At 42.7% G+C, this 24111-nt stretch carries 22 protein-coding genes and 2 pseudogenes; 5 read left to right on the forward strand and 19 right to left on the reverse strand.

What is annotated here, in order from left to right; all coding sequences use genetic code 11:
- Nucleotides 1-71: 71 nt before the first annotated feature.
- From H6G32_RS23755 to H6G32_RS23810, 12 genes and pseudogenes are all read right to left on the reverse strand, one after another.
- Nucleotides 72-341: a hypothetical protein gene (locus H6G32_RS23755; RefSeq protein WP_190462802.1), complete on the reverse strand. Its 270-nt coding sequence runs from the start codon at nt 339-341 to the stop codon at nt 72-74.
- On the reverse strand, nt 334-576 hold the full coding sequence (locus H6G32_RS23760) for a hypothetical protein (protein ID WP_190462804.1): 243 nt from the start codon (nt 574-576) through the stop codon (nt 334-336). The genes H6G32_RS23755 and H6G32_RS23760 overlap by 8 nt, the downstream gene beginning before the upstream one ends.
- Nucleotides 577-871: 295 nt before the next feature.
- Entirely contained in the window at nt 872-1093 is a 222-nt protein-coding gene (locus H6G32_RS23765) for a ParA family protein (protein ID WP_190462806.1), read from the reverse strand.
- 155 nt (nt 1094-1248) lie between these two features.
- Nucleotides 1249-2616: a glucose-6-phosphate dehydrogenase assembly protein OpcA gene (gene opcA, locus H6G32_RS23770; protein ID WP_190462808.1), complete on the reverse strand. Its 1368-nt coding sequence runs from the start codon at nt 2614-2616 to the stop codon at nt 1249-1251.
- 196 nt (nt 2617-2812) lie between these two features.
- Complete coding sequence (gene zwf / locus H6G32_RS23775) at nt 2813-4342, reverse strand: glucose-6-phosphate dehydrogenase (RefSeq protein WP_190462810.1); 1530 nt, start codon at nt 4340-4342, stop codon at nt 2813-2815.
- A 129-nt stretch (nt 4343-4471) separates the two neighbouring features.
- Nucleotides 4472-5617, reverse strand: a complete 1146-nt coding sequence (gene tal, locus H6G32_RS23780) for a transaldolase (RefSeq protein ID WP_190462812.1) — start codon at nt 5615-5617, stop codon at nt 4472-4474.
- 238 nt (nt 5618-5855) lie between these two features.
- Entirely contained in the window at nt 5856-6905 is a 1050-nt protein-coding gene (gene fbp, locus H6G32_RS23785) for a class 1 fructose-bisphosphatase (RefSeq protein WP_190462814.1), read from the reverse strand.
- A 410-nt stretch (nt 6906-7315) separates the two neighbouring features.
- A complete protein-coding gene (locus tag H6G32_RS23790) occupies nt 7316-7600 on the reverse strand; it encodes an RNA recognition motif domain-containing protein (RefSeq protein WP_190462816.1) in 285 nt (94 codons plus the stop codon).
- A gap of 585 nt (nt 7601-8185) precedes the next feature.
- On the reverse strand, nt 8186-8404 hold the full coding sequence (locus H6G32_RS23795; RefSeq protein WP_190462848.1) for a hypothetical protein: 219 nt from the start codon (nt 8402-8404) through the stop codon (nt 8186-8188).
- Between the two features lie 147 nt (nt 8405-8551).
- Nucleotides 8552-9115, reverse strand: a complete 564-nt coding sequence (locus H6G32_RS23800; protein ID WP_190462817.1) for an EF-hand domain-containing protein — start codon at nt 9113-9115, stop codon at nt 8552-8554.
- Between the two features lie 435 nt (nt 9116-9550).
- A pseudogene (gene nrdJ, locus H6G32_RS23805) lies at nt 9551-10624 on the reverse strand (ribonucleoside-triphosphate reductase, adenosylcobalamin-dependent); the annotation flags it as partial.
- Nucleotides 10625-10936: 312 nt separating this feature from the next.
- The gene (locus tag H6G32_RS23810; RefSeq protein WP_242046719.1) at nt 10937-13390 is read right to left on the reverse strand and encodes an LAGLIDADG family homing endonuclease; all 2454 of its coding nucleotides are present in this window, start codon (nt 13388-13390) and stop codon (nt 10937-10939) included.
- A 180-nt stretch (nt 13391-13570) separates the two neighbouring features.
- On the opposite strand from H6G32_RS23810, the gene H6G32_RS23815 reads away from it, so the two are divergent.
- A complete protein-coding gene (locus H6G32_RS23815; protein ID WP_190462819.1) occupies nt 13571-14155 on the forward strand; it encodes an Npun_F5749 family FMN-dependent PPOX-type flavoprotein in 585 nt (194 codons plus the stop codon).
- Between the two features lies 1 nt (nt 14156).
- On the opposite strand, the gene H6G32_RS23820 is transcribed toward H6G32_RS23815, so the two are convergent.
- The 4 genes from H6G32_RS23820 to H6G32_RS23835 all read right to left on the reverse strand — a co-directional run bounded on the left by H6G32_RS23820 (nt 14157) and on the right by H6G32_RS23835 (nt 18332).
- A complete protein-coding gene (locus H6G32_RS23820) occupies nt 14157-14852 on the reverse strand; it encodes a L,D-transpeptidase family protein (protein WP_190462821.1) in 696 nt (231 codons plus the stop codon).
- Between the two features lie 2 nt (nt 14853-14854).
- A complete protein-coding gene (cysE, locus tag H6G32_RS23825; RefSeq protein ID WP_190462823.1) occupies nt 14855-15622 on the reverse strand; it encodes a serine O-acetyltransferase in 768 nt (255 codons plus the stop codon).
- A gap of 129 nt (nt 15623-15751) precedes the next feature.
- Nucleotides 15752-16246: a hypothetical protein gene (locus H6G32_RS23830; RefSeq protein WP_190462825.1), complete on the reverse strand. Its 495-nt coding sequence runs from the start codon at nt 16244-16246 to the stop codon at nt 15752-15754.
- Nucleotides 16247-16700: 454 nt separating this feature from the next.
- Complete coding sequence (locus tag H6G32_RS23835) at nt 16701-18332, reverse strand: DUF3352 domain-containing protein (protein WP_190462827.1); 1632 nt, start codon at nt 18330-18332, stop codon at nt 16701-16703.
- Nucleotides 18333-18458: 126 nt separating this feature from the next.
- Between H6G32_RS23835 and H6G32_RS23840 the strand changes: the two genes are divergently transcribed.
- From H6G32_RS23840 to H6G32_RS23850, 3 genes are all read left to right on the forward strand, one after another.
- A complete protein-coding gene (locus H6G32_RS23840) occupies nt 18459-18818 on the forward strand; it encodes a rhodanese-like domain-containing protein (protein ID WP_190462829.1) in 360 nt (119 codons plus the stop codon).
- A 449-nt stretch (nt 18819-19267) separates the two neighbouring features.
- A complete protein-coding gene (gene hrcA / locus H6G32_RS23845) occupies nt 19268-20344 on the forward strand; it encodes a heat-inducible transcriptional repressor HrcA (protein ID WP_190462831.1) in 1077 nt (358 codons plus the stop codon).
- A gap of 12 nt (nt 20345-20356) precedes the next feature.
- Nucleotides 20357-21037, forward strand: a complete 681-nt coding sequence (locus H6G32_RS23850) for a DUF2834 domain-containing protein (RefSeq protein WP_190462833.1) — start codon at nt 20357-20359, stop codon at nt 21035-21037.
- Between the two features lie 28 nt (nt 21038-21065).
- Here H6G32_RS23850 and crtW read toward each other — a convergent pair whose 3' ends face one another.
- Complete coding sequence (gene crtW, locus H6G32_RS23855; RefSeq protein WP_190462835.1) at nt 21066-21830, reverse strand: beta-carotene ketolase CrtW; 765 nt, start codon at nt 21828-21830, stop codon at nt 21066-21068.
- Between the two features lie 754 nt (nt 21831-22584).
- Between crtW and H6G32_RS23860 the strand changes: the two are divergent.
- Nucleotides 22585-23400, forward strand: a pseudogene (locus tag H6G32_RS23860) (SDR family NAD(P)-dependent oxidoreductase).
- A 29-nt stretch (nt 23401-23429) separates the two neighbouring features.
- On the opposite strand, the gene H6G32_RS23865 reads toward H6G32_RS23860, so the two are convergent.
- Nucleotides 23430-23879, reverse strand: coding sequence for an SRPBCC family protein (locus tag H6G32_RS23865; RefSeq protein WP_190462837.1), 450 nt, complete (start codon nt 23877-23879; stop codon nt 23430-23432).
- A 19-nt stretch (nt 23880-23898) separates the two neighbouring features.
- Nucleotides 23899-24087, reverse strand: a complete 189-nt coding sequence (locus H6G32_RS23870; RefSeq protein WP_190462839.1) for a CPXCG motif-containing cysteine-rich protein — start codon at nt 24085-24087, stop codon at nt 23899-23901.
- Nucleotides 24088-24111 lie beyond the last annotated feature (24 nt).

Below are 24111 nucleotides of genomic sequence, written 5' to 3' on the forward strand. Positions count from 1 at the left end.
TTCGCTGTGATAATCTTACCATAATACGCAAGCATCTGCTATTCTAAATATAGAAATATGGAACGCCTAACTCATGACTTGAAGTCACGAGTGTGCGGCTTACAGAAATCAAAAGATAATATTTCCTGTGAAGTCAAAATATTTAAGAATTGCTGAAGACGTTCCGCTTGTTGACGTTTTTGCCAACCTTGGACAATTTCCATAACTGTAATTACGGAAATTGTGTATTTCTCAAATTGATTTAAATAAGTATTAGCTTTGGCAACAATCTGAGGATTTGCTCGTTTAATAATTTCCGAAAGAATATCAGTGTCAAGTAGTGATTTTTCTACTTTAGTCATTTGATGTAGCGTATCCTCTTTTCTCCATAGCCTCAGCAACAATTTCATCAACCACTTCTGGAATATCAGCATATAATCCCATCAAAGGGTCTTTTTTCTCCTGAATTTCGACTAAACGTGCAATTACTTGAGTGAGCAATTCTGGTACAGTTGATTTATTAACCATTGCCAAAGTTTTTACTCGCTCAAACGTGAGTCTATCTATTTCCAGTTCTATTTTTTCTCTAGCTTGCATCGATATTTACCTCTTTTAGCAACTAAGCAAGAACAAACATAATTTATTATGTCATTTGCATATATTATAACAGCATCATTTATATTTTATAATAGTAGGTGTCAGTTTGATATTTATTCAGAATTTCAAAGACGTAGCCATAGACCCTTCTGTTTTAATAGCTATCTCAGGAAGACGATCCTGAATATCCAGTAATCGAATACTTGAAGGTAATAAACTTAATGTTTTGATTTTTAAATTGGAAACACCTTTTTGAATTGCTTGTGAAATCTTAAAATGCGATGTGTCATCTAACTTATCTTGAAAAATTTGAAATACAGTTTGTTTTTTTTCTATCTAATTCATCCCACTTTTCTTCCCCAATTAGAGCAATAGTTGCATTAGTTTGTGGATCAAGGTCTATAAATAATACATTTTTACTAAACTGACTAGCAAGACACTCAGCTAATTGAACAGTAGTAGTTGTTTTAGCAACTCCACCTTTGAGATTAATTAGACTTACGACTTTAGCTGCCATGATTTTAATTTACAAATCTGGTAAGGATTGATAATTTTAATTTACTCTTTTAGTGTAAATCATAATACAAGGTATTACCGAAAATTAGCGTAGGCTACTAAAAAAAATACCCCCTTCCCACAGGGGAAAAGAGGGTAAAAAGAATGAGGTTTGAATTAATTGCCTAATTTTAGCGTTTTGGCGATCGCACCCAGGCTTTCTTCAAAAAGAGCCTCACGACCCCAGCGTTGTACCTGCTGACTCAACAACACTTCCGCCTTTTGTTCCGAAAGTGAAGTTACCTGTTGAAACAGACCCGCAGACTGGGCACCACCGTGGGTTTCCATCCGCATACAACCACCAGTTTCCGAACAAATGACTGTACCACAGTCTGCCTTGGGATTAGTGGAACTTAGACGCAGAGCAATCAAGTCACCAACAATGTCACCCACATCAGCAACTGGCACTCCTGCCAACTCTGCTTCTACTTGCCGTTGGTCTTGAGCAACAAAGCGAATGCGAGTTATGTCATAATCTCCGCTTTCCCTTTGATAAGAAACTGGCTCCCAATTTAAGCGACTTGCCAGCCAACCCAAAAACAGCAACGCTTGTGCGGGGTTGCCTTTTTCATAATCAATCGTGACGCGGTCAATTTCCTTGAGGGCAGCCCGACGGTTAGGAGAATCGTAGGCCTCAGCTGTCAACTCCTGCCATGCTGCCAGACGTCGCCAGTTCAAGTCAGCTAGGGGGATACTAGTTTCTACCAACTCTTCTAGACTGAGTAAATCACTTTCTGGCGCATTAAAATGGCAAGAATCAACAATAACATTATTGCAGACTGCTGCCAGCCGTTTGAATAAAGAGTTATTCGGGTCTGGTGTCGCCTTCCACCAGAGAAACTTCGGCAAACCACCAATTAACAATGCTGGAATCATCCCACCTATGCGCTCCAAAGCGCTGGCAGTGCCGCTCAGAGTTATATATTCACAGCAGATGAGTGTACTTGAGGATTGCTTTTGAATCGGGCAATAGGCAGAAACTTGAGCCTTAACCCCTTCATCTTCCCCAGCTACTGGACATAGGGCAATAATGCGGCAGGGATTGCGAATGGCGATTTCATCGGCAATCGTCGGGCTGGCCGAGCTTGAGCTATAGCTGATACCAGCACCATTATCAAGAGCCCCATTGCGCTGATGCTTGGCTGATTCTTCCCGCAAGATGGCAAGGGTTTCCTTTGTGGGAGTACCAGTTTGTGGGAGTTCATATTGCTTTTGAACTTCCCGTAGGGCTGTTTCTGTTTGTGGCCCTAAAATCCCATCAATTGGGCCATTGTAAAATCCCGAAGCAGCCAACAGATATTGGGTTTCTTCCGGTTCGTAAACCACTAAAGTAAATGTTGTGGCGCGGGTAGCAGCTGGTAGCCCACCATCCTCGCCAGTAATGCCGTAACTTTGCCAAATTTGAGTTAGTTCCGCTTCTATTTCTGTGAGCGAAACATCCTTTGGTGCCTGAAGTGAAAAAATCGTAGGAGCTTGGGGAGCCATAGTCAATTTTGGATTTTGGATTTTGGATTTTGGATTTGAGATTTGAGATTTGAGATTTTGAGATTTTGAGATTTTGGATTAGCGGTTGGGCAATGAATAATAGGTAATAATTATTACCCCCTTCCCCAATTACCAATTACCAATTACCAATTACCAATTCCCCAGTCCAAAATCTAAAATCTAAAATCTAAAATTTTTAGAGTCTACGCCAGCGACGACCATCCTGATTAATTAGGAATTCTGCTTCTGCTGGTTCCCAAGTCCCAGCTTCGTATTGGGGAATAGAAGCTGGATCTGCGGGTGCATCCCAAACAGAAAGGGCTGGTGTGACTACCTGCCAAGCGGCTTCCACTTCATCGGCCCGTGTGAACAATGTCTGATCGCCCATCATACAATCAAGAAACAGCCGGTCATAAGCATCAGACGTTGCTTGGATACCAAAGGAACCATAACTAAAGTCCATGTCAACCGCACGAGTGCGGAATTCTGCCCCTGGCATTTTCACGTCAAAACGCAGGGAAATTCCCTCATTCGGTTGAATCCGCATTGTCAGAATGTTGGCGTTTGCCTGTTGCGCTGCGGAGGTAAACATTCTGGAAGGAACTTCGCGGAAGTGGATGGCAATTTCACTAACTTTTTTCGGCATCCGCTTCCCAGTTCGCAGGTAGAAGGGTACACCTTGCCAGCGCCAGGTATCCACCATAAACTTCATCGCCACATAAGTGGGTGTTGTGGAGTTAGGATTGACTCCTGGCTCATCTCGATACCCTGGCACTGGTTGTCCTTTCATCCAGCCAGCACTGTACTGCCCACGGATTGCCGAACGTGACAGATTATGAATGTCAGCCAGACGGGTAGCCTGTAGTGCTTTTACTTTTTCTGTGCGGATACTGTCGGCATCCATTGAGTTGGGTGCTTCCATTGCAGTCAAGCAGAAAAGTTGCATCAAATGGTTTTGCAACATATCCCGCAGGGCGCCGGCACTTTCATAATATCCCGCCCGGTCTTCAACGCCGACTGTTTCAGCTACGGTAATTTGGACATGGTCAACAAATTGACGATTCCACAACGGTTCAAAAATCGCATTGGCAAAGCGAAACACCAGCAAATTCTGAACAGTTTCTTTACCCAAGTAGTGGTCAATGCGGTAGACTTGGTTTTCTTTGCAATATTTCTGCACTATTTGGTTTAAACTTTGGGCAGAGGCTAAGTCCCGACCAAAGGGTTTTTCAATTACCAAACGATGCTTGTAGGGATCTTCTAGCATCCCTCCTGCCCCTAGTTGCTTAATAGCTTCTGGGAAGAAGTTGGGGGCGACGGAGAGGTAGAACATCCGGTTTCCCCTTGTTCCTCTTTTCTCGTCTAATTCGCTTAATAATTTTTTCAGTTTCTGGTAACTCTCTGGGTTATCTATGTCCCCAGGACAGTAGAACAGACCTTGAGAGAAGTCTTGCCAGAGTTCTCCCAGTTCGACGCTACTATGAGCCTCGGACATGCCCTTCTGCATTTGCTCGCGGAAGTATTCGTGGCTCCATTCTCGACGAGCTACGCCAACTATGGTAGTTTCAGGGGGAATGCGTCTCTCTCGCCGCAATTTGTAAAGTGCTGGCACTAGTTTACGCCAGGTAAGATCCCCAGAAGCGCCAAAGATAACTATAATCTGGGGTTCGGGCATCCCTTGCTGTTGTAGACCAACGCGTAGGGGATTTTCTAGCAGACTGGGCATAACAATTTTGGAGTTTAGAGTAGGGATTTTGGGTTGGGCATTGGTAATGGGTAATTAGTAACTGGTAATTGGGAAAAAGGAACAGAAATATTACCTATTACCAATTACCTATTAGCCATTACCAATTACCTACACTGGTGACAATACCTTGATTTTGCTTTCTAAAGAGTTCATCAAGGATTGAAACGGCTTGATAAACTTGTCAATGCCTTCAATGAGGAGTTCGTCCATCACGGCATCGATATCGATGTTGATGTCTGGGTCTTTCAAGCTTTCGATCAGCCTGTAAGCTTCTTGTGTGCGTGTTTCCAGGCTATTGGCTACATCGCAGTGATCGGCGCAAGCTTTTATTGTTGCTGGTGGTAGGGTGTTAACCGTGTCTGGGCCAATTAATTCATTGACATACATGACATCGCTGTAGTTGGGGTCTTTAGTACTAGTGCTGGCCCAAAGTAGCCGCTGCACTTTTGCCCCAATTGCTGCCAAGGCTTGCCAACGATCGCTGTGAATGATTTGTTTGTATTCTTGATAGGCAATCTTAGCGTTAGCGATCGCTATTTTCCCTCTGACAGCTTGCAGCTTGGCTTGCTGGGTAATATCATCAACGCCTCGCTTCAACTTAGCATCGATCTTAGCGTCAATGTTGTTATCAATCCGGCTGAGAAAAAAGCTAGCTACAGAAGCAATTTTGCTGATGTCCTTACCCTCACTTGCCCGTGTTTCTAAGCCGCGAATATATGCCCAAGCTGTGTTGATGTAACTTGAGACTGAGAATAGCAGCGTGATGTTGACATTGATTCCTTCTGCTATAGCCACTTCCACTGCTGGCAAACCAGCCGCTGTACCAGGAATCTTAATCATCACATTTTCCCGCCCAATTTCTGAGAAATAACGGCGGGCTTCGGTGATTGTTGCTTGCGTATCCTCAGCAATAGTTGGTGGTACTTCTATACTCACATAACCATCCAGTCTATTCGTGGCTTCATAAACAGGGCGTAAAATATCACACGCATTGCGGATATCTGCAAAAACTAGCGATTCATAAATTTTGTATGTCGGTAATCCAGCACGAACGGCCGCGGCAATATCAGCATCATAAATGGCATTACCAGCGATCGCTTTTTCAAAGATGGCAGGGTTGGATGTAATACCAGAGATTCCTTGATTTTCAACTAGGTCTTTAAGTTCCCCTGATTGAATAATGTCACGGCTCAAATTATCCATCCAGATACTTTGACCGTATTGTTTAATCTCTAATAAATGATTGGTGGTCATAGCTGTTTTGTTTAACTCCTGTTAACAATGTTTCCCAGTGTTGGAAAGCAAAACTCATCAGTTGATGGTGTCTATTGAATTTTGGCGCTGCCAATCACCTATCACATCGACCAACTGAGATAATCCTTAATTCACATTCAAACAGCGCTATTCCTACAACCCCAACTCCAAACTGCCCCTCCTCAGTGCTAATTACCGACCAATGCTAAACACACTTTTGATACTTTTTTACCCGCTTCTAGTGACCGTTTTGAATAAAAGACTCCACCTTGGCAACATCCTCTTTGCTACCAATAATCAGAGGTGTGCGCTGGTGCAATTTTTTCGGCACCACTTCCAAGATATCTACCAGTCCTGTAGTGGCGCGACCGCCTGCTTGTTCAATCAAAAAGGCCAAAGGAGCAGATTCATAAAGCAGCCGCAATTTACCTTCAGGCTTTTGAACAGTGCCTGGGTAGAGAAACACACCGCCTTGAACTAAAATTCTATGAATATCGCTCACCATAGCCCCGCTATAACGAGCCGTGTAGCCTTCTGTACGATGAACATAGCGGATGTATTCCCGAATTGATTCTTCCCACTGCCAAAAATTACCCTCATTAACACTGTAAACAGAGCCGTGGTCAGGAATGCGGATATTTTCTTCTGTGAGAATAAACTCCCCAAGGCTGGGATCAAGGGTAAAGGAATGAACGCCCTTACCTATAGTATATACCAACATCGTACAGGGCCCATACAGTATATACCCCGCCGCTAGTTGCTTGCGTCCATTGGTCAGAAGGTCTGCCGCTTTACCATCGCTATCATTTCCTTCCTGTTGGCGAATGGCAAAAATAGAACCCAAACTAAGATTGGTGTCGGTGTTAGATGAACCATCAATGGGATCATACAGCAAGGTATAGCGACCAATAGGGCAGTTTTCGGGTATGTAGTAAGGGTTTTCCATTTCTTCGGAAGCTAGGCGACAAACTAAACCGCTTTGCTTAAACACCGAGATAAATACATCGTTGGCGTAGACATCCAACTTTTTAACCGATTCTCCCTGAACGTTGACTTCCCCAGTAAATCCCAGAACCCCTTCCATTAAGCCTGCATTGCTCATGCGACGGGCAATTAGTTTACCAGCCAAGGCGATGCGATTCATCAGCGCACTCAAATCCTGTGCATCTGCTGAAAAACTATGAAGCTGCTGGAGGACATGACGAGATAAAGTTGTACAATCACGATCTAAACTTTTATCTGTAGCGTAGTCCATAGATAAATTTAAAGATTCTGGCGCTTGTGCCATTTTTTTAACTTCCTAGCGAGTTGCTGTTGAGTTGGTGCTATGGGTCGCAACTTTTGGTTGCTGCCTCTATCTTAGAAAGGTAATTTGATATCTTAAATGTGATTTTAGATAAACTACAGAAATGGATAATTTTAAGCTGTTCCAGAGTGTAGACGCGCAACAGTAAGCTGATGCTGAGTGACTAATTGAGTAAATATACTCCTTGTCCAGCCATTGAATTTCAGAGACTATACACCAGCAGCAATTCGCAACTTTGCAGGGAAAAGCCGACTAGTATGGACATTTATCTACTGTTCACAACTAGTCGGGCACATTATAAGATTTGTTTTTCTGGTATTTTAGCAAATTAGTCTTGCGTAACTAGAAGCTAATTTGCTATTATGGTAATCCGCCTTTGCTAAAAATATTTTTTATCCCCAACTACCTCGTCGGTTATCGTCTCGTCGGTTATCCTCTCGCGGTTTGGCTTTATTAACTCTCAGTTGACGACCCATCCAGTCGGCGCCATCTAGCTCAGTGATAGCCTTATCTTCTTGAGAATCTTCGGTCATATCAACAAAGGCAAAGCCGCGTAGCCGTCCTGTTTCACGGTCAGTAGGTAATACAACTCTTTTGACCTCGCCATAATCTGCAAACACGGATTTTAAGTCTGCTTCAGTAGCTTGGTAGGAGAGGTTTCCAACGTAAATAGTCATGTTCGATCACGTAATTTTCGACAAAGAGGCATTAGTTCAGCTGGAATCCAGATCTAAACAAATTGCAAATATTGCCTAGTCTCTTCTGATTCACGGTTGACGAATTTTGTAGGGCAACAGCCATAATGCTGGTGCTGTCTACAACTCAGCGTGCTATGTGGCTGAACATACATACACGCTCATATCATAACTGATTGTGAGATTTTTCCCAGTATGGGATATTACAATCTCTTATAAAATTACATTAGCGGCTCTTATATTTAATATAAGTTACACTCTTTTGTCCGTAGTGAGCAATAAATCGCTCTCTCCTCTGTGCAAGTATTTTCACTCCCTAAAGTCCTTACTACCAGCTTGCTTGTAATTTAATTTTCCTAGTTACTTATATATTGACAACTAGCAGCCGGCGCTTTCCCAATGGGTAGCACCGGAACTATGTCAACCCCCTTTGGGAGGAATTCAAAATTCAAAATTCAAAATTCAGATCCCATAAATAAATTTAGGGGTGGGAAACAGCGTTGCTGTGTATCCTTTCTTTTTTTTCAATTTTGCATTTTGCCTATGTTGAATTGGAGTACAGGAGGGTTAATCAATTGAAATCTGCTGGGGGCCAGAGGCTTTGCCATTATTTACCCCAGTGGTGGGGGTAATATAACCGTTTGAGCCAATCTGTTTGTCTAACCAGCTTTTAACTGGATCTTCTGCTAGGTTAAGTCGCAGCACACCAGAGAATAACCCGCCGAAAAATGAGACTGGGTGGTTGGTAGCTTGTTTAAATATTGGTGACAGTTCATCAAGGAACATTTCAAAGTCTCCTGGCGTTGCCATAAAAAAATATTACTTCTTAAGCGATCGTAACCTGTAAATCTATTTTGGGCGCTTCTATGTATTGTTGGTGTGGAGACTAATGCACGCAAAAATAAAGATAATCCCCCAAAATCATGGCGTGCATTACTCCACAGAACCCCAAAACCAGTTGCCTACAGCACCGGGTTCCTTTTCAGTTAGAAATTCTCTCTTAGCAGAAACAAACTCTTTTTTAGAGAGGATGCCGTCCTTATCGATATCAAGCTTGGAGAAGACAAAAGCTGATTTTTCAGCATCTAGGTCAAACACACTGAAAAAGAGATGATGCTCTTGTTGTGATATGTGACCATCACTGTCTAAATCAACAATGTCAAACAAAGTCTCTATTAAAGGATCGTTGTAATCTGGATTTGAAACCGTTTTCTCTATGCCCTGACAAAATTCTTCGGAACTTACCTTACCATCTCCATCCAAATCCGCTTTAGACCAAAAATTCTCCCAAACATGAAGCCACTTAAACAACAAATCTTTGTGAATATCTGAACCAAGCTCTGCGCTACGTATCTTGGCGAACCTCTCAGCAAAAATCTCAGCATCTTCTTTCCCAATGAAGCCTGAATTATCGGCATCCAGACAGTAAAAGTGATGCAGTAACTTTTTTCTATGATATTCGCTTAACAATGCTTTTTCCTTTTGCTTACCAAACATACCTACATTACCACATCAGTACGTAGTCGATAACCACAATTTCCAGTACGGATTGAAGGAGCATCCGGTTCCTAAATATAGCAACAAAGCTGAGAATAAATGCCCCAAGGAGCTAGCTTTGGCTCATGTGATTCTGTTGTCTAGTGACTTAGCTCGACTTTATCCATTTTTACGAACCCCAAAACCTGACGCTGAAACCCTTGTGGGACGATAGTTTTAGTTTTTGTACTTGATCGAAAATCAGTGACATAGAAAAAGTATTTGCCAAAAAGCCAGGGTTTTTGCCGGGTAAGGAAAACCGATTTCTTAATTTTGGATAAAGTCGAGCTTAAGGGGGGTTTAATTTTTCTCAATCTGATTAAAATGGGTCTTAATGTTCTTCAACCCCCTTAAAAAGGGGGTCGCCGCAGGCGGGGGGATCTTGTTGATTTGGGCTTAAGTAGTTGGTTCCTGACTGGGGAACATGCACTTATCAGAATCACAGCCACTTGGGCCAGCTTCTGATAATTCGCCGGAATCGTAGCGGCTTAAGACGGCACAGAAATCATCTGTTTTGCGTCGCACTAAAACCTCTTCAGATAAACTGTCATAGGTTGATTTATCGATTGGTTCAAAGGGCAAACGGGGGAATGATTGCAAATCGTCAAAACGGGCTAAAAGTGCGGCGGAAATATATCCTTCATCGTTTTGTATGGCTTCGTAAATCCGCTGTCCTAAAGGTTCTATTTCCTCTGAACGGAGTTCTAAAGTAGCTGAGGTGTTATGAGTGACGTAGTAACCCTGAACTTGAAGGATAAAATCCAATTGAGCTAAAACTGAGAACTGAGAAACATCAATTTGATCGCATCCTTCTAAATCAGCCCAAGATACAGCTACGGGGATTTCTACTAACCATTCGGTGACGCGGGAATCAAAGGGGTCATTGAGTAAATTACCCTGTTCGTCTTTGTCAGATTGGGAGGGTATGACGTTGTAACCGTAGTCTATGCAAGCTAAGGCTACTGGGTCATTTTTGCGGAAGGTGATGCGACGCAGAAATCTTTGGGCTTTGGGGGGATGCCATCCGGGGCTAGCACCTGTTAGTAAGGACTTTGTACCGCTTGGTTGGACTGTGGTGCAGCGATTGGGACGTTTGAGATGATGGCGATCGCAATATTCCCACACAACCCGATGCACTGTATCTTTCCAAAAGCTGAGATATTTCTGTTCTTTTTGCTTAAAAGCCAGTCCTTGGAGGGTTTCCGGTCTACCTTCTGACCACCAACGCAGCCAATCAACACCAAATGCATGAACAAAGAAATCAAATAAACCTGTGAAGGAAACCCCGACAATTGGGTCTAATTCACGGCTGTATTGATAGCGTGGTTCCAGAAATTTGTGATTTAAAAGTGCTGCTACAGACAGCGCCCCAGCAGTGAAAGCTTCTTCTTGTTCTTTGTAGTTATTTGGGTCGAGTTGGTTTAAATGAACCTCTGAAAGGTTACAGTGAAAATCGCTACCAGTAATTTCCTAGTTGTTATCCTAGAGGCTTTTTATCCTCTAGTTCTACTGCTTCATCATTCGCAGTAGTTCCGACTATATTTTCTACTAAAGATGGAAATTAACATTAGTAGCCGGGGACTCGTGGAGCCGTTTTTTAACGGGGGTTAAACCCAGATTATATTCTTTTTACATTTCAAAATGAATCAGAGAATTTTGAATTGTAAACAGGTTCGCTCTCTAGTCTGTACGGTGTCAAAGGTGCTTTAATTCCTCTGATTACCTCGGTATTCCCAATCGCAGGGTTCACCGATTTTCCCCGGTGTTTAACGTGAGGCAAAATTACTTACCACACGGATTTAAAGCATATCGCTGCAAACGATGCTCTAATTCATTTGCATCTAAATTAGGGTAGTGTTCTTGTAACCACTGTTTTCCTAAACCTTGGTCATAAGCCTGCAAGAAGTCAGTTTTTAATGCTGGTGTTAATAGCAAATCAGCGTTGGCTCTAGCTACAGCTTCACCAGCCCATTGAATCGCGCCTTCACCGCTGTAATATTGTTTGCGGACAGCTTCAATTGATTCTTCTAGTGTTGGCTTGCGGTGAAATACTCTGGTGTGGTTGGCCATTCTCAAAGCATCACGCTCTGGGTCAATGCGCCAGTTGCCATTTTCATCCTGCTGCCATAGATTATCTTTAGCGGTGGCTGCTTGTTGATCTTCAGCAGCGAATTGTCTCATCCCGGCACTGTTATGCGTCAAATAGCCATCGCAGTAGAAACAATGAGCTTCTTCAACTTCAATGTCGTAAGTGTGGACATGATCATAACTGCCCAAACCTTTAACAGTAACGGGAATATCTAGTGAGATATCAGCCTCAGCAATATAACGTTCATAATTGGCGTCAACAGTGCGAGAACCTTGGAAGCCCATTTCTCGCATCTCGCTGTAGGTGTAAGCTTCCCGCATGATTGCACCGGGAACGGTGAAACCATACATTTTGAGTCCTTGGCGCAGTTCTCCCTTGAGCGAGTGAGGAGCAATCAGGGCATTGTAACGCTGTTTGAGGGCTGGAATCGTCACACTGTATTTAACTTGCCATTCCTGCTTCTGGGGATAAGTGATGGCAATTCTACCAGCGATACCCAAGCTAGATAAAACTGTGCCAACTTGTCTGATAAATGACTGATAGACTGATGTAACTAAGTGAGGGGGTCGGTTATTAACGGCACCGTCACTATCCATCAATCCAGCTAGATAAGCAGCTCTGATATCTACTGAACCCTGCAAAATAAAACTAGGAATTACTAGGGGAACATTAGGCTGCTTAATGTGGCGATGGAAGTACTCAGCTAGTCGAATGGAGGAACAAATTGACTTGGCTGTGTTTTCGCCCTTGATGATGCCATGAGTAGCAGTCAATCCAAATAAAGCTAAAGCGGCATCTATTTTGGTTTGGATTTTGGCGGTGAGTTCGGTATCTAAGCTATTCATTGCCCATTCAACACGGCCAAAGGGCTTATCATACTTATTGCGGCCAAGGGCAACATAGCCGTCACCGTGGGTTAAGCCAATTAGCCAAGCTACTTCAGGTGTGAGATCGGGAATGATAAAAGATTTAGCTGTTCGGCTTTGGGAAGGTCTGGATTCTGTAAAGTCAGCAGGGAGATGGGTTACTGTCCCAGGTAGGACTTGTGTATTGTGTAAAAGGCGATCGCCTTCCACTAGACTCGCAATTGATTTCCAGTTTACGCTACCTTGAGCATCAGCCAGAACGGCTTGTCTGTGGTTTAAAGTTGCTCTAGGGTAAGTTGCATTAGTTTCAATTTCATAGACATCCTGAAATCCTTGGTCGAATTTATCAACAACTCGCCGAAATCCTAGAGGAGTCTGTACTAAATCACCTACTTGGACATCGGAAATGGGAACAAGACCTTTGGAAGTATGAACTAAAGCATCTTCAGGTAAACAGCGACGGATATTGCCAGCAACAATTGTTACAGCAGCTTGGTCAATTAATAGACAGCATTCAACTGAAGTTAATTGTCGTCCTACAGCTTTATTGAGGATGGATGCACAACGCTCATAAAGTCCGGGTAATTTCACCGGATTAGCCATGCCGCCAAAGCCTTTGAGTGTTTCCCCGGCTTGACGCACGTCGCTGATGTCAACGCATACATTAACTTCACCAGCAAAGCGTTCATCGGTGGAGATTTCCAAAAGGGTTTGATAAGATTTTACCCAGCCTTCTCGGCTATCTCCAACATGAATAGTAACGTTGTTGCCTTCTATATCGGTTTCTGTAAATTCACGGCGCTGTTGCTTAGGAGTACTACCAATTTCACCTTTGACGCTAATATGCAGATGATTGCGGATGGGAGGCAGTTGGTTAATATATTGGGGTTCTATGACTGCTCCAGTACCACAGCCCATCATTGCTAAGTCCATCATCAACCCGAAGGCTTTCCAGTCTTCTAGGTTGGTGGAGGTGCAATTGTAAGCCCCGGAGAAGTTTTTGGGTTTGGCTAACCAATCTGTGCCGCCAACCCATAACCAGCGTCCACTGGGCAAGGATCTCATGTTGCGTTGCATCTTTTCCAGGATGGCAACTTCTTCGCGGCTGAGTTTTCCCAACTCGATGATACCTTGGAGAGTGCGATCGCACACCTCATCCCATGATTCCCTCAGCCCTGCCTGTGTACGGCGGCTATATGTTCTAAAAAATACTGGATTGGCAGCTGGGGCGGTTTCTGGGAATTTTGCACTCTGACGTTTTCTTTCAAGCTCTCGAACCATAATTATTTGTTGTTGCTTGCGGACAAATTATGACTATACGCCAAGTAGATTGAGGATTAAAGATTGCCAAAATGGCCACTTTAGGCTACCTCTTCCACTGTCCTAATTGCAACAGAACTTGATGTTGTATAATGTCTTTTTTACATTACCGAAATATTGATACTGAGTTGTAATTTTACAATGTCACTTGCACTTTGGCGAAGTACTCTAGCCCACGCTCTCCATCGCAACCGCAGTCTGGTCTATGCCCGTTATCTACAACTGGCTACAGTACGGGCTAATGGTTCTCCGGCTAATCGTACCGTCGTTTTTCGCGGCTTTTTAGAAGATTCCAATCAGCTAAAATTTATTACTGATATCCGTAGTGAAAAAGCCGACCAAATAGAGAATGATTCAGCGGCGGAGGTTTGTTGGTATTTCCCGAAGACACGAGAGCAATTTCGGATTACTGGCGATTTGACTTTGGTAAATGGTGATGATTCTTACCCAGATTTACAACCAGCCCGGATTAAGATGTGGCAAGAATTGAGTGATGCAGCGCGTTTACAGTTCGCTTGGCCTAATTCGGGTAAACCGAGAGTTAAAGAACCAGAAGCTTTTACACCACCAGCACCTGATGCTATTCAACCACTAGCAAATTTCTGTCTATTGCTACTTGAGCCAATACAGGTAGACCATTTAGAATTACGTGGTGAACCGCAGAATAGAAGGATTTACCGTTTCGATAAAAACCAAGGTTGGTTTTGTGCAGAAATTAATCCTTGATTTAGGGGAGAATTTCGACAACTGTACCTTTCTGTACATATTGATATAGTTCATCTACATCTTGGTTTTTGAGAGATGGACAACCCCAAGTCCAATTTTGCCGCTCGCTAATCATGTTATCAGCACCGGCAGGTACACCATGAATTCCCACCTCCCCACCAATGGGAATATACCAACCTAACTTACCACTAGCTTTTGCCTGAAAATGCTTGCGCCAAGATTGCACATTAGGATAGTTAAGCCAGAGAAACTTTGACCATTGGGGATGGGGGTAAAGGTCTTGGATTTGCAGAATCCCCTCCGGTGTTCTTCTGTCACCTTCTCCCTGCTTATCACCAGTAGGATTAGTGCCAAAAACTACGGGGTATGATTTGACTGGTTTGCGATCGCTATAAAGCGTCAACCGATGTTGAGATTTCTCGATGAGGAGAGAAATTTTTTGTTTATTATTCGCAGTTACTAACTGCTCAAGTGGTTTGTCATAATTTAATAACTGCTTTCCCGCTGGGGGCGTGTGCATCTGCGATTCAGGTGGACAAGCGGGAATACACAACACCGCAGGAAGTTCACCAAGGGGAAATATCAACCCTAATCGCACTAGAAGCAGGTAAAATATAGAGCCACTAATTAACGACAGAAAAATTATGAGTATCCGTTGACGATGCCAATAAGTTTTCTTAAGTGGCTCTTGAGTCATGTTTAAATGCCCGCACCATCGAGAAATTCCTGTATCGCCTTATCTCTGAGGTTACATTTGGGGGAATCTTGTATTGATGAATCATTCTCTTTGACGGCTAACGCACCCACCAAAACAGGAGTTTTTGCGGAAACATGAAGGTGTTGGAGAGTTTGGATTTGTTCTTCCAATGATTCAATTCGATCAACTAAGGCGCGAATAACCTCGGCTTCGGAATCTGGTAAATTGCTGTGTTCTAGGGGAGAAACCCGGACTCCAGAACGATAAATAATTCGACCGGGTACGCCTACTACTGTACAGCTCGAAGGCACATCCCTCAATACAACTGACCCAGCGCCAATGCGGACATTGTGGCCAATTTGGATATTTCCCAGTACCTTTGCACCTGCTCCAACTACGACATTTTCACCTAAAGTAGGATGGCGCTTACCGCTTTCTTTACCAGTACCTCCAAGGGTGACACCTTGGTAAATCAGGGCATAGTCTCCAACAATTGCTGTTTCGCCAATCACTACGCCCATGCCGTGATCAATAAACACCCCCAGCCCAATTGCAGCCCCTGGATGGATTTCAATTCCCGTCAAAAAGCGAGCTATGTGAGAAATCAGGCGAGGAATAAAGGGAATACCAATACTATATAACCAGTGAGCAAGCCGATGGAATAGCAGGGCTTGCAAACCGGGGTAACAAAACAAAACTTCTAACCAATTACGGGCAGCCGGGTCACGTTCAAAGATGATGCGGAAGTCAGCACGGAGTCTAGATAGCACGAGATAGTACCCTTGCAAAGCAAAACAAGCTACACTCCCATCTTATCGTCCCAGGTGTCACCGCTAAAAAAAACGGATTGGGGATTAGGGATTAGAAGGATTACCCAGTACCCAGTACCCAACCCCTAATTATTGCTGCTGTACTGTCAAGGTGTAGTTACCCTTCACTTGAGGATTAAATGTACCTACCCAAACCCGATAGGTGCCGCTTTTCCATTTGCGATCGCTAATGCTGGCATCTTTATTTTTACCAGTGTCATCGCCGCAACGAATTGTCGTTTCGTCTGGGCCTTGGATGAGTAAAGTAGTATCGTACCCACCACTGTTGACTAATATTTTTAGTTGAGCAAAATCTTTTTCCAAAATTAGGATGTGATCGGGAGTGGGGTCAGCAAAGCCGATACAGGCTTTCTTATCGCGATCGCGGTTGCTAATGGCAGATAATGAGTAAGAACCGCCTGTATAGCCAGAAACTATACCTTGTGCTGGATTAAAATCTGGTGACAACTTGAGGGTAGCAAAATTTGCTGCTGTCTCTGCTATTGCAGGTGTTGCCGTAATAGCCGTAAAAATAGCCAAAAGACAGCCAGTTTGAAAATGTAGCTGGGGGCGACGACACTTCATCGAAACTCCTGGGTAGAAACCCCGTCCTTTGAGGACGGCTTTTGGTAAAATTGAAATACGGTGAAATATGCTTAACGCAGAGAATTGACTCGTTCCCAAGGCTTGCTAGTAACCGAGTGCGATAATGAGTATCCACGAAAATCGAGTCTTGGGGTGCGGGAGTGAGTACACTCTCTAGAACCGTAACCGCGCCCGAAATTCCGCAAACCGCGCAAGTACGCACCTTAATTGCGGGTAGTGTGGGGAGGGGGATAAAGCTCCGTACCTTTAGGTCGGAGAATGGTTACAGCAGCCCTCCGATAGGCTCTTATCGTGATTATATATACTATTGTTATGGGAAAAACTGTGATTTTCCAGTGTGTGTGCCACATTGGAATGTGACACAAAGGGTGCTTTTCCCAACATAGAAGGCGGGATTCAAAAGTGTCCCCGCTTCCCCAAGTTGTCTAACTTATCACCCCCGGAGTTGGAAGAAGACGCCGCCTTTAAGGGATGTTGTCTCATTACCATAACTACTGACTGTAAGCGATCGCAAATTATTGAAAAGCGGTTTACCTAATATTTCCACCAATTTAAGAATCGGTAGCTGACGCTCTAAGAGCTTTTTGCTCTTTGTCCAGTCAAGATATATATAGCCTTGGTTGGGTTGGGGGATAACAGCAATACTATCTTGAAAATCGGGATTGTCAATTAAGGAATTTCCTTTAGCGGTGAGGATTTGATCCATCGTTTCCAAGTTGGAGCTAAAAATTTCGTAATTGTCTAGGGTTGTATGGGCCCCCTTAACTTTTGCCTCGACGGTAAGGGGTGATTGCTCTTGAGTCGCAGCGGTTAACTCTGTCCAAGCGGAGATTTTTTGCTGTCCTAGGGTGAGGGAGCTAATATTTAAGTTATTGGCAGTGGCGATCGCATCTAAATGCCCAATAGCTTCTACTACCTCCGGCGATTTTTCCACCACAAACACCCAATCAGCAGTGGTTTTGCCTTCACTAGGCGATAAAGCGATGGCATATTCCCCTCGAACCCAGCTAAAAATATCCGGCGCCAAATTTAAACCCCAGCGTTTTTGAATATCCACCAAGGGTTGCACCAATCGTCCAAGGGCATCTTCCTCAGAACCATATATAGTTGCAGTCCCTTGTCTCCAGAATTTACCAAGATTACTGTCACCTAAATTTCTCAAATTCGCGCCGGAAATTACCAAACCCGCTGATGCTGGAATATATTTTAATGCGCCTACAGGCTGAGAAAGTGGCAGCGATGGGGAAACAACTTCTGATCTACTCAGCAAAGTAGTTTCCGCCAGCAATCCTTTAGGGTTTAATATCAGAGAAATTATTAGGCTGTGGTATGTTGGTTCTAACAGTTCTAACCCTTGCCATTGTGCCACCGTGGGCAGATTCAGAAAAGCCACAGCCAAAGCACCTTTGGGCAGTTCTTGAGTAGCTTTTTGGTATTTAGAAGAACTGATCAAATTTAGATCAGGGGCTTGGACATTATTAATCGCTGCTCGCAGTACCCTTAGATCATTAGCAAACAATACAAATTTATCCCCAACAACCGCACCAGCTAAATTTTCCTGATTGTCATAAATCAGCTTTACGCCTTTGTATTGTTCAACTGCTAAATTTGCCCCAGTTAAAACCCGTTGGGAAAACAACAACTCGACAAACTCGCGGCTTTTCTCCGGTTTCTCGGTTGCTAGTGCCATCAGATACCCAGGCTGCTGTCCGTTTTCGGGGTCACGGTCAATGTCTAAAGTAGTTACAGCCAGGGTAATTTCCTGTCCTAGCCAAGGTTGAATATCTTGTTTGTAATCTATGCTACTCTTAGCCAATAAACTGGTTTTGAGTTGGGAAACTTCTCCATCACGCTCCAAGGCCTGCAAACGGTCTGGATTTGCCAGCAATGATACCATCACAGGGGCAAGCTTTGACACGAATATAGCAGCACCAGGCTGTCTGGTAGAAGCGACGAGGTTAACTGGACTTTTAGCAAAAAACCAGTAAAAGCCAGTAATACCAATTAGTAGCAGTGCGATCGCACCAGCTACTAGGAAACCAAAGAATGAGCTTTGCCTGTTCACGCTAGACCTAGTAAATGCTCCGTTTTTGATCTTATGGTACAAAAGCAGCTTCTAGGGATTGGACTGTGGTATTTTTTCCAGCTTTTCTGCCAACATAAATAATATTGGATTGTTTACAAAAATTGCATGACAGGGAATTCTTTTGGTCAAACCTTTACCCAAATTAGTGTAGAGGAACTAGCAAAACGCTTGTCTTCAGGCGAGCAGGGGATTCAGTTGGTGGATGTGCGCGAACCCCAAGAAGTTGACACAGCAAGTATTCAGGGCTTTGTCAACCTGCCCCTGAGTCAATTTGCCGAATGGAGCGAGCAAGTACAGAGTCGCTTCAATGCCGATGCCGAAACCCTAGTGCTGTGTCACCACGGCATCCGCTCTGCCCAGATGTGTCAGTGGTTAGTTACTCAAGGATTTACAAATGTTAAAAATATTGGAGGCGGTATTGCTGCCTACTCCATATTAGTTGACCCTTCCATTCCCCAATATTAGCTGCTGACTGCCGAAAAATAACCCAAAAGGCAGACGAGATTAACTCTTCCATCTGCCTTTGAAAATTTGGAAAAATCACAGCGCAACAGTTTAGTTTTTGGCGGTAAAGCTTGGTAGTCTTAGCTTTAGAGGTATTTTTTAACTCATTTTTTCTCAAAGCTAGAAAAATCCGTATTTAAAAATACACCTTTGAGCAAATTATTATGCAATAATACTTAAAAGGATGAGACTTTACTATCAACCATGGCTTTTGTGCCCACGGGCAAGCTGTTAGCTCAATAATCTTCCAAAATGCCGAAGGAGAACTTGGCTTTTATTCGCTATTACTTACTATAATAGAAGTATATAATTTATCATTTTAAATTAATTATTATTTAATTTTATTTGTGCTTAAATCCACAAATCTTTTCAAATTTTGATTAAAATTTGCCTTCAGCACAAAACCCCCTATGCAAGTCCAGCTGACCAATCGACAACAGCATATACTTTGGGCAACTGTACGCCACTACATTGCTACAGCAGAGCCTGTTGGTTCCAAAGCTCTGATTGAGGAGTTTGACCTGGGTGTAAGCTCGGCCACCATTCGCAATGTCATGGGCGTTTTAGAAAAATCTGGGTTACTTTACCAACCCCATACCTCTGCTGGCAGAATACCTTCTGACTCTGGTTATCGGATGTATGTTGACCAGCTAATTACACCTTCGGAGGCTTTAGCCAAAGAGGTAGAAATCACACTGCAAAAACGCCTCCATTGGGAAGATTGGAGTTTGGAAACTCTGCTGCAAGGAGCCGCGCAAATTTTGGCAACTTTGAGCGGCTGCATTAGCTTGATTACCATGCCGCAAACCAATACAGCCCAGTTGCGACATTTGCAATTAATGCAAATTGAAGCGGGTAGAATCATGTTGATTGTGGTGACGGATGCTTATGAGACACATTCTAAGTTAATGGATTTGCTGTCAGAATCCCCAGAAAATAAACCAGATCCAGAGGTAATTGACCGTGAGTTGCAGATAGTTTCCAACTTTTTGAATAGCCACTTACGGGGGCGAAGTTTGTTAGAATTAGCTACTCTCGATTGGAGTGAATTAGATCAAGAGTTCCAACGCTATGGCGAATTCTTAAAAAATTCAGTGGCAGAATTAACTCGTCGCACTGCCGCACCATCTGCGACACAAATTATGGTGCGGGGTGTGGCTGAAGTTTTGCGTCAGCCAGAGTTTTCCCAATTGCACCAAGTAAAAACGATTATCCATCTGCTGGAAGAAGAACAAGATCAACTGTGGCGATTAATCTTTGAGGCATCAGAGCCGGAAGATATGGGTAAATCACGGGTAACAGTTCGCATTGGTGCAGAAAACCCCCTAGAACCGATACGCACTTGCACATTGATTACTTCTACCTATCGCCGAGGTTCTGTACCAGTGGGAAGTGTGGGAGTTTTGGGGCCAACGCGTCTAGACTATGAAAGTGCGATCGCAGTTGTAGCAGCCGCAGCAGATTATCTATCAGAAGCTTTCAGTTAATTAGCTTAAATCATGCTGAAAAAAATTTCCCTTGGTTTACTATGGCTAGGATTTCTTTCCTATGCCTTTTTCTTTGCCCCTCCAGATCAACCCGATACCTTCGAGTTAATTAAAAATCTTTCTACAGGTCAATTGCAAGGCATTAACCCTTTAGTTATTGCCCTATTCAATATTATGGGAATCTGGCCTTTAATCTACAGCGCAGTATTGTTTATTGATGGTAGAGGGCAAAAAATACCTGCTTGGCCATTTGCTACTGCCTCTTTTGCCCTTGGCGCATTTGCCTTATTGCCTTATTTAGCCTTAAGAGAATCAAATAAACAGCTTGTTGGCAAAAAGAATGTCTTTATCAAACTTTTAGATTCCCGTTTCACAGGAGTTGCCCTAACTATAGGCGCAACTATTTTAGTTAGCTTTGGTTTACAAGGAGGAGATTGGGGAAATTTTGTCCAACAGTGGCAAACTAGCCGTTTTATCCATGTGATGAGTTTAGATTTCTGTCTACTTAGCCTATTATTTCCGGCATTGCTAAGAGATGATATTGCCCGTCGGGGTTGGCAAGATAATCAGTTATTTTGGTTATTTGCCTTGATTCCCCTATTTGGCCCGTTAATGTATTTGTGTGTACGTCCACCTCTACCAGATGTTGGTGTCGAAGTAATCACCAATCAGCAACAACCAGCAGCGAACTAAGGAATTTAAAATTACCCAATTACACAAATTATTTAGACATTTTATAAACTTCTGGAAGCTGCCACCAAGGCGCATGAGGATATTCATGATGTTCTTTGTGGTAGCCAAAATGATAGCATGTGATAAATGACCACCAAATTGGGCGATTAATTGTTTGGGCACAATGAGGCTGAATATAACCACCTTTTGGCTTGCTATGTGGTAGAAAAGTACCAAAATAGAATAATTGTAACGAACTTAAAATCGAGGGAAATACCCAGAAGTAAGTTAGATTATCACTGGGTAAATGGAGGATACGATTAGTAAAATGAAAAATAATTATTAGGGTGATAATTTGTCGCCAACTCCAGTAACTCTTCATAAAATGAAAATACCAAGCAAAGAAATTTTCATGTTTACCATCATGAAAATCAGGGTCTATTTCACTAGCTGGATTATGGTGGTGTAACCAATGTTTTTTCAATAATGTTTGGTATGGCAAAAGACCATAAACAAAAAGGCATAATGAGCCAACGAAATGGTTAATTTTCAGATTTTTGGGAAACACTACCCCATGCATAGCATCATGAGCCGTAATAAATAATCCAGTATATAAAAATGTTTGCCAAAGTAGCATAGGCATTAACATCAAGAATTTGAACTGGGAAATGTCCAGGAAAAGTAAGAAACCCAGGCTAATAGCCCAGATGCTAATAATGACAATAGCAATGGAAAGTCCCCCAAACGGAGATTTATTTTTTAGTACTGGGGCTAGTTTTATTTGAAAACTGGGTGGTTGTTCTAACTCGATCACGTTTTTACTCCGCGTAGAATTCAGGTGAAAATTCCCAAAATATAGTCATGGTAAAAGCACCAACCACCAGCCAGACAACTCCATTAGTGGATAGTGTCAATAATCTAAAAATGTTTAGAAATATTAAGATGCTTTAAGTATTATTGCACATACAGCCGCCATACCAAAAATTGTTTTCAGTTGAGAGATTGGGTAATACCTGTGGAAAAACAGATATCATAGTATAGTTAATAACTAGTATTTTTGCCTGAAATAGCTAAAGCCTGCAACAAAGACCGTCAATCGCGAGGGGAGAATTATCAGAAATAGCACGACCCTAAACGGTTCATATCTCAAAATAGGTAAGCCATAAAACCGATGCCAGTCTTAAAACTGCTCTAAGGCATTACAATCCCTGTTATTGTCTATGTTTTCAGTTATTTCGCTTTGGTAAAGATCCATTAATTATTTTACTGAGCAATAAAATACTTTTTCATTCTATTTATCTAATGAATTAGCGGCATCTGTCTCTAATGTCAAAGCCTAAGTAAGTCTAAAGGATGAATTTTTGCTGATTTTCAGGAAATACTTCTGTAAAGAAATAGCCTCTTGAGTAAGGGCGTCTTGACTATAATTACTAGAAAATCCTGGCAACGAAAGCAGCAAAATAATGTTCTATATGCTATGAAAAATCTAACGAAAGTCAGAAGGTTTTTTGATAATTTTTGCCCAAACTAATAGACAGAAAATAAAATATTTTTTTCAAACTTAGAGTATGACTCCTACAGTACTGATTACAGGTGCTTCTCAAGGCATTGGCAAAGCAACAGCGCTTTTATTTTCGCGCAAAGGATATAACCTCGTACTTGCAGCCCGTCAAGCTGAACGCTTGGAAGCTACAGCGCAGGAAGTGCAAAGCCTTGGACATTCAGCACCATTGACTGTAACTTGTGATGTCACAAATCCATCCCAGGTAGACAGGTTGATCCAAAAAGCATTAGAGCATTATGGTTATATCGACGTGCTAGTGAACAATGCAGGCATCTTTGCATCTGGGCCAGTAGAGCAATTTTCTCTTAGTGATTGGCACCAGGTTATGGACACTAATTTATGGGGATATATCCACACAATTAATGCAATTTTGCCTCATTTTCTCCAACGGGGAAGTGGAACTATCGTTAATTTAAGTTCCATTGGGGGTAAAGTGCCCATGGCATATTTAGTTGCTTACTGCACTAGTAAATTTGGCGTGACAGGGTTGACGGAAGCACTGCAAGCAGAATTACAGCCAAAAGGTATTCATGTTTGTGGGATTTATCCGAATTTGATCAAGAGTAGTTTGATGGAACGGGCAGTTTTTCGGGGTAAGGATGAGAAAGAATTGCAAACTCGCCGCGAACAACTCAATAATGTGTTGAAAAATCCCGTGGTGGAGAAGCCTGAAGATGTAGCAAATGCAATCTGGGATGCAGTCAAGAATTAGAAGTCCGAAGTCATGGTTGGTTCTGGGAATTTTTTGCAGTCATTGTATCGGTTGTTTCCTAGTTTGATGAAATGGGTTTCTCGGCAAACCTTCAAAAATCAGGACTAGTTAATTATTGGATTCTTCGGCGCATTCTGCTATCGTGACTCGCACTCCCGCTTTGTTACATAGTGGCGATAGCGAAACATGGCTTCTAGTTGCGCTTGCACTAACCAACCACTGATAAATTCTGCGGCATCACCACCAGGTATAGAAAAAGAGATCGCATCAGTTAGTCTGGTTTTGTCATTTTCTAGGACAAATTCATGTCGATGTATCCAAGATTCAAAAGGGCCAGATATCTGTTCGTCGGTAAACAGGCGATACTTTTCACATTCAGTGTGACGTGCTAACCAAGTCAAGGGTAATAAACCTATAAAAAGCCGAAATTCTGTAATTGCACCCTCCCCCAGTCCTCCCTCGCGGCGGACTACCTGGACTGGTTGCCAAGGTGGAGTCAGCAGTTGCAAAATATCTGGTCTTTCGTGAAATTTCCAAACTACTTCTGGTGGCGCATCAATGACTGAGGAATGTTTAAAGTGCAGCATGGAAAGAAAACCCTAAAATTTATTCTTCATATTCGGTATCAATTTCAATATCTAGGGTATCTTCATCAACCCGCACATACAAAATATTTGGATGACAGCAAACTTGACAATCTTCTACATATTTTTGTTGTGAACCCGCACTCAAATCAATAAAAGTTAAGCTTGGTTCGCCACAATAGGCGCAGTAATACTCAGCCGTATTTTGCATCTCTAGATATTATCCTCAATTTTA

The sequence above is a fragment of the Cylindrospermum sp. FACHB-282 genome (assembly GCF_014697195.1).
Taxonomy (GTDB): domain Bacteria; phylum Cyanobacteriota; class Cyanobacteriia; order Cyanobacteriales; family Nostocaceae; genus Cylindrospermum.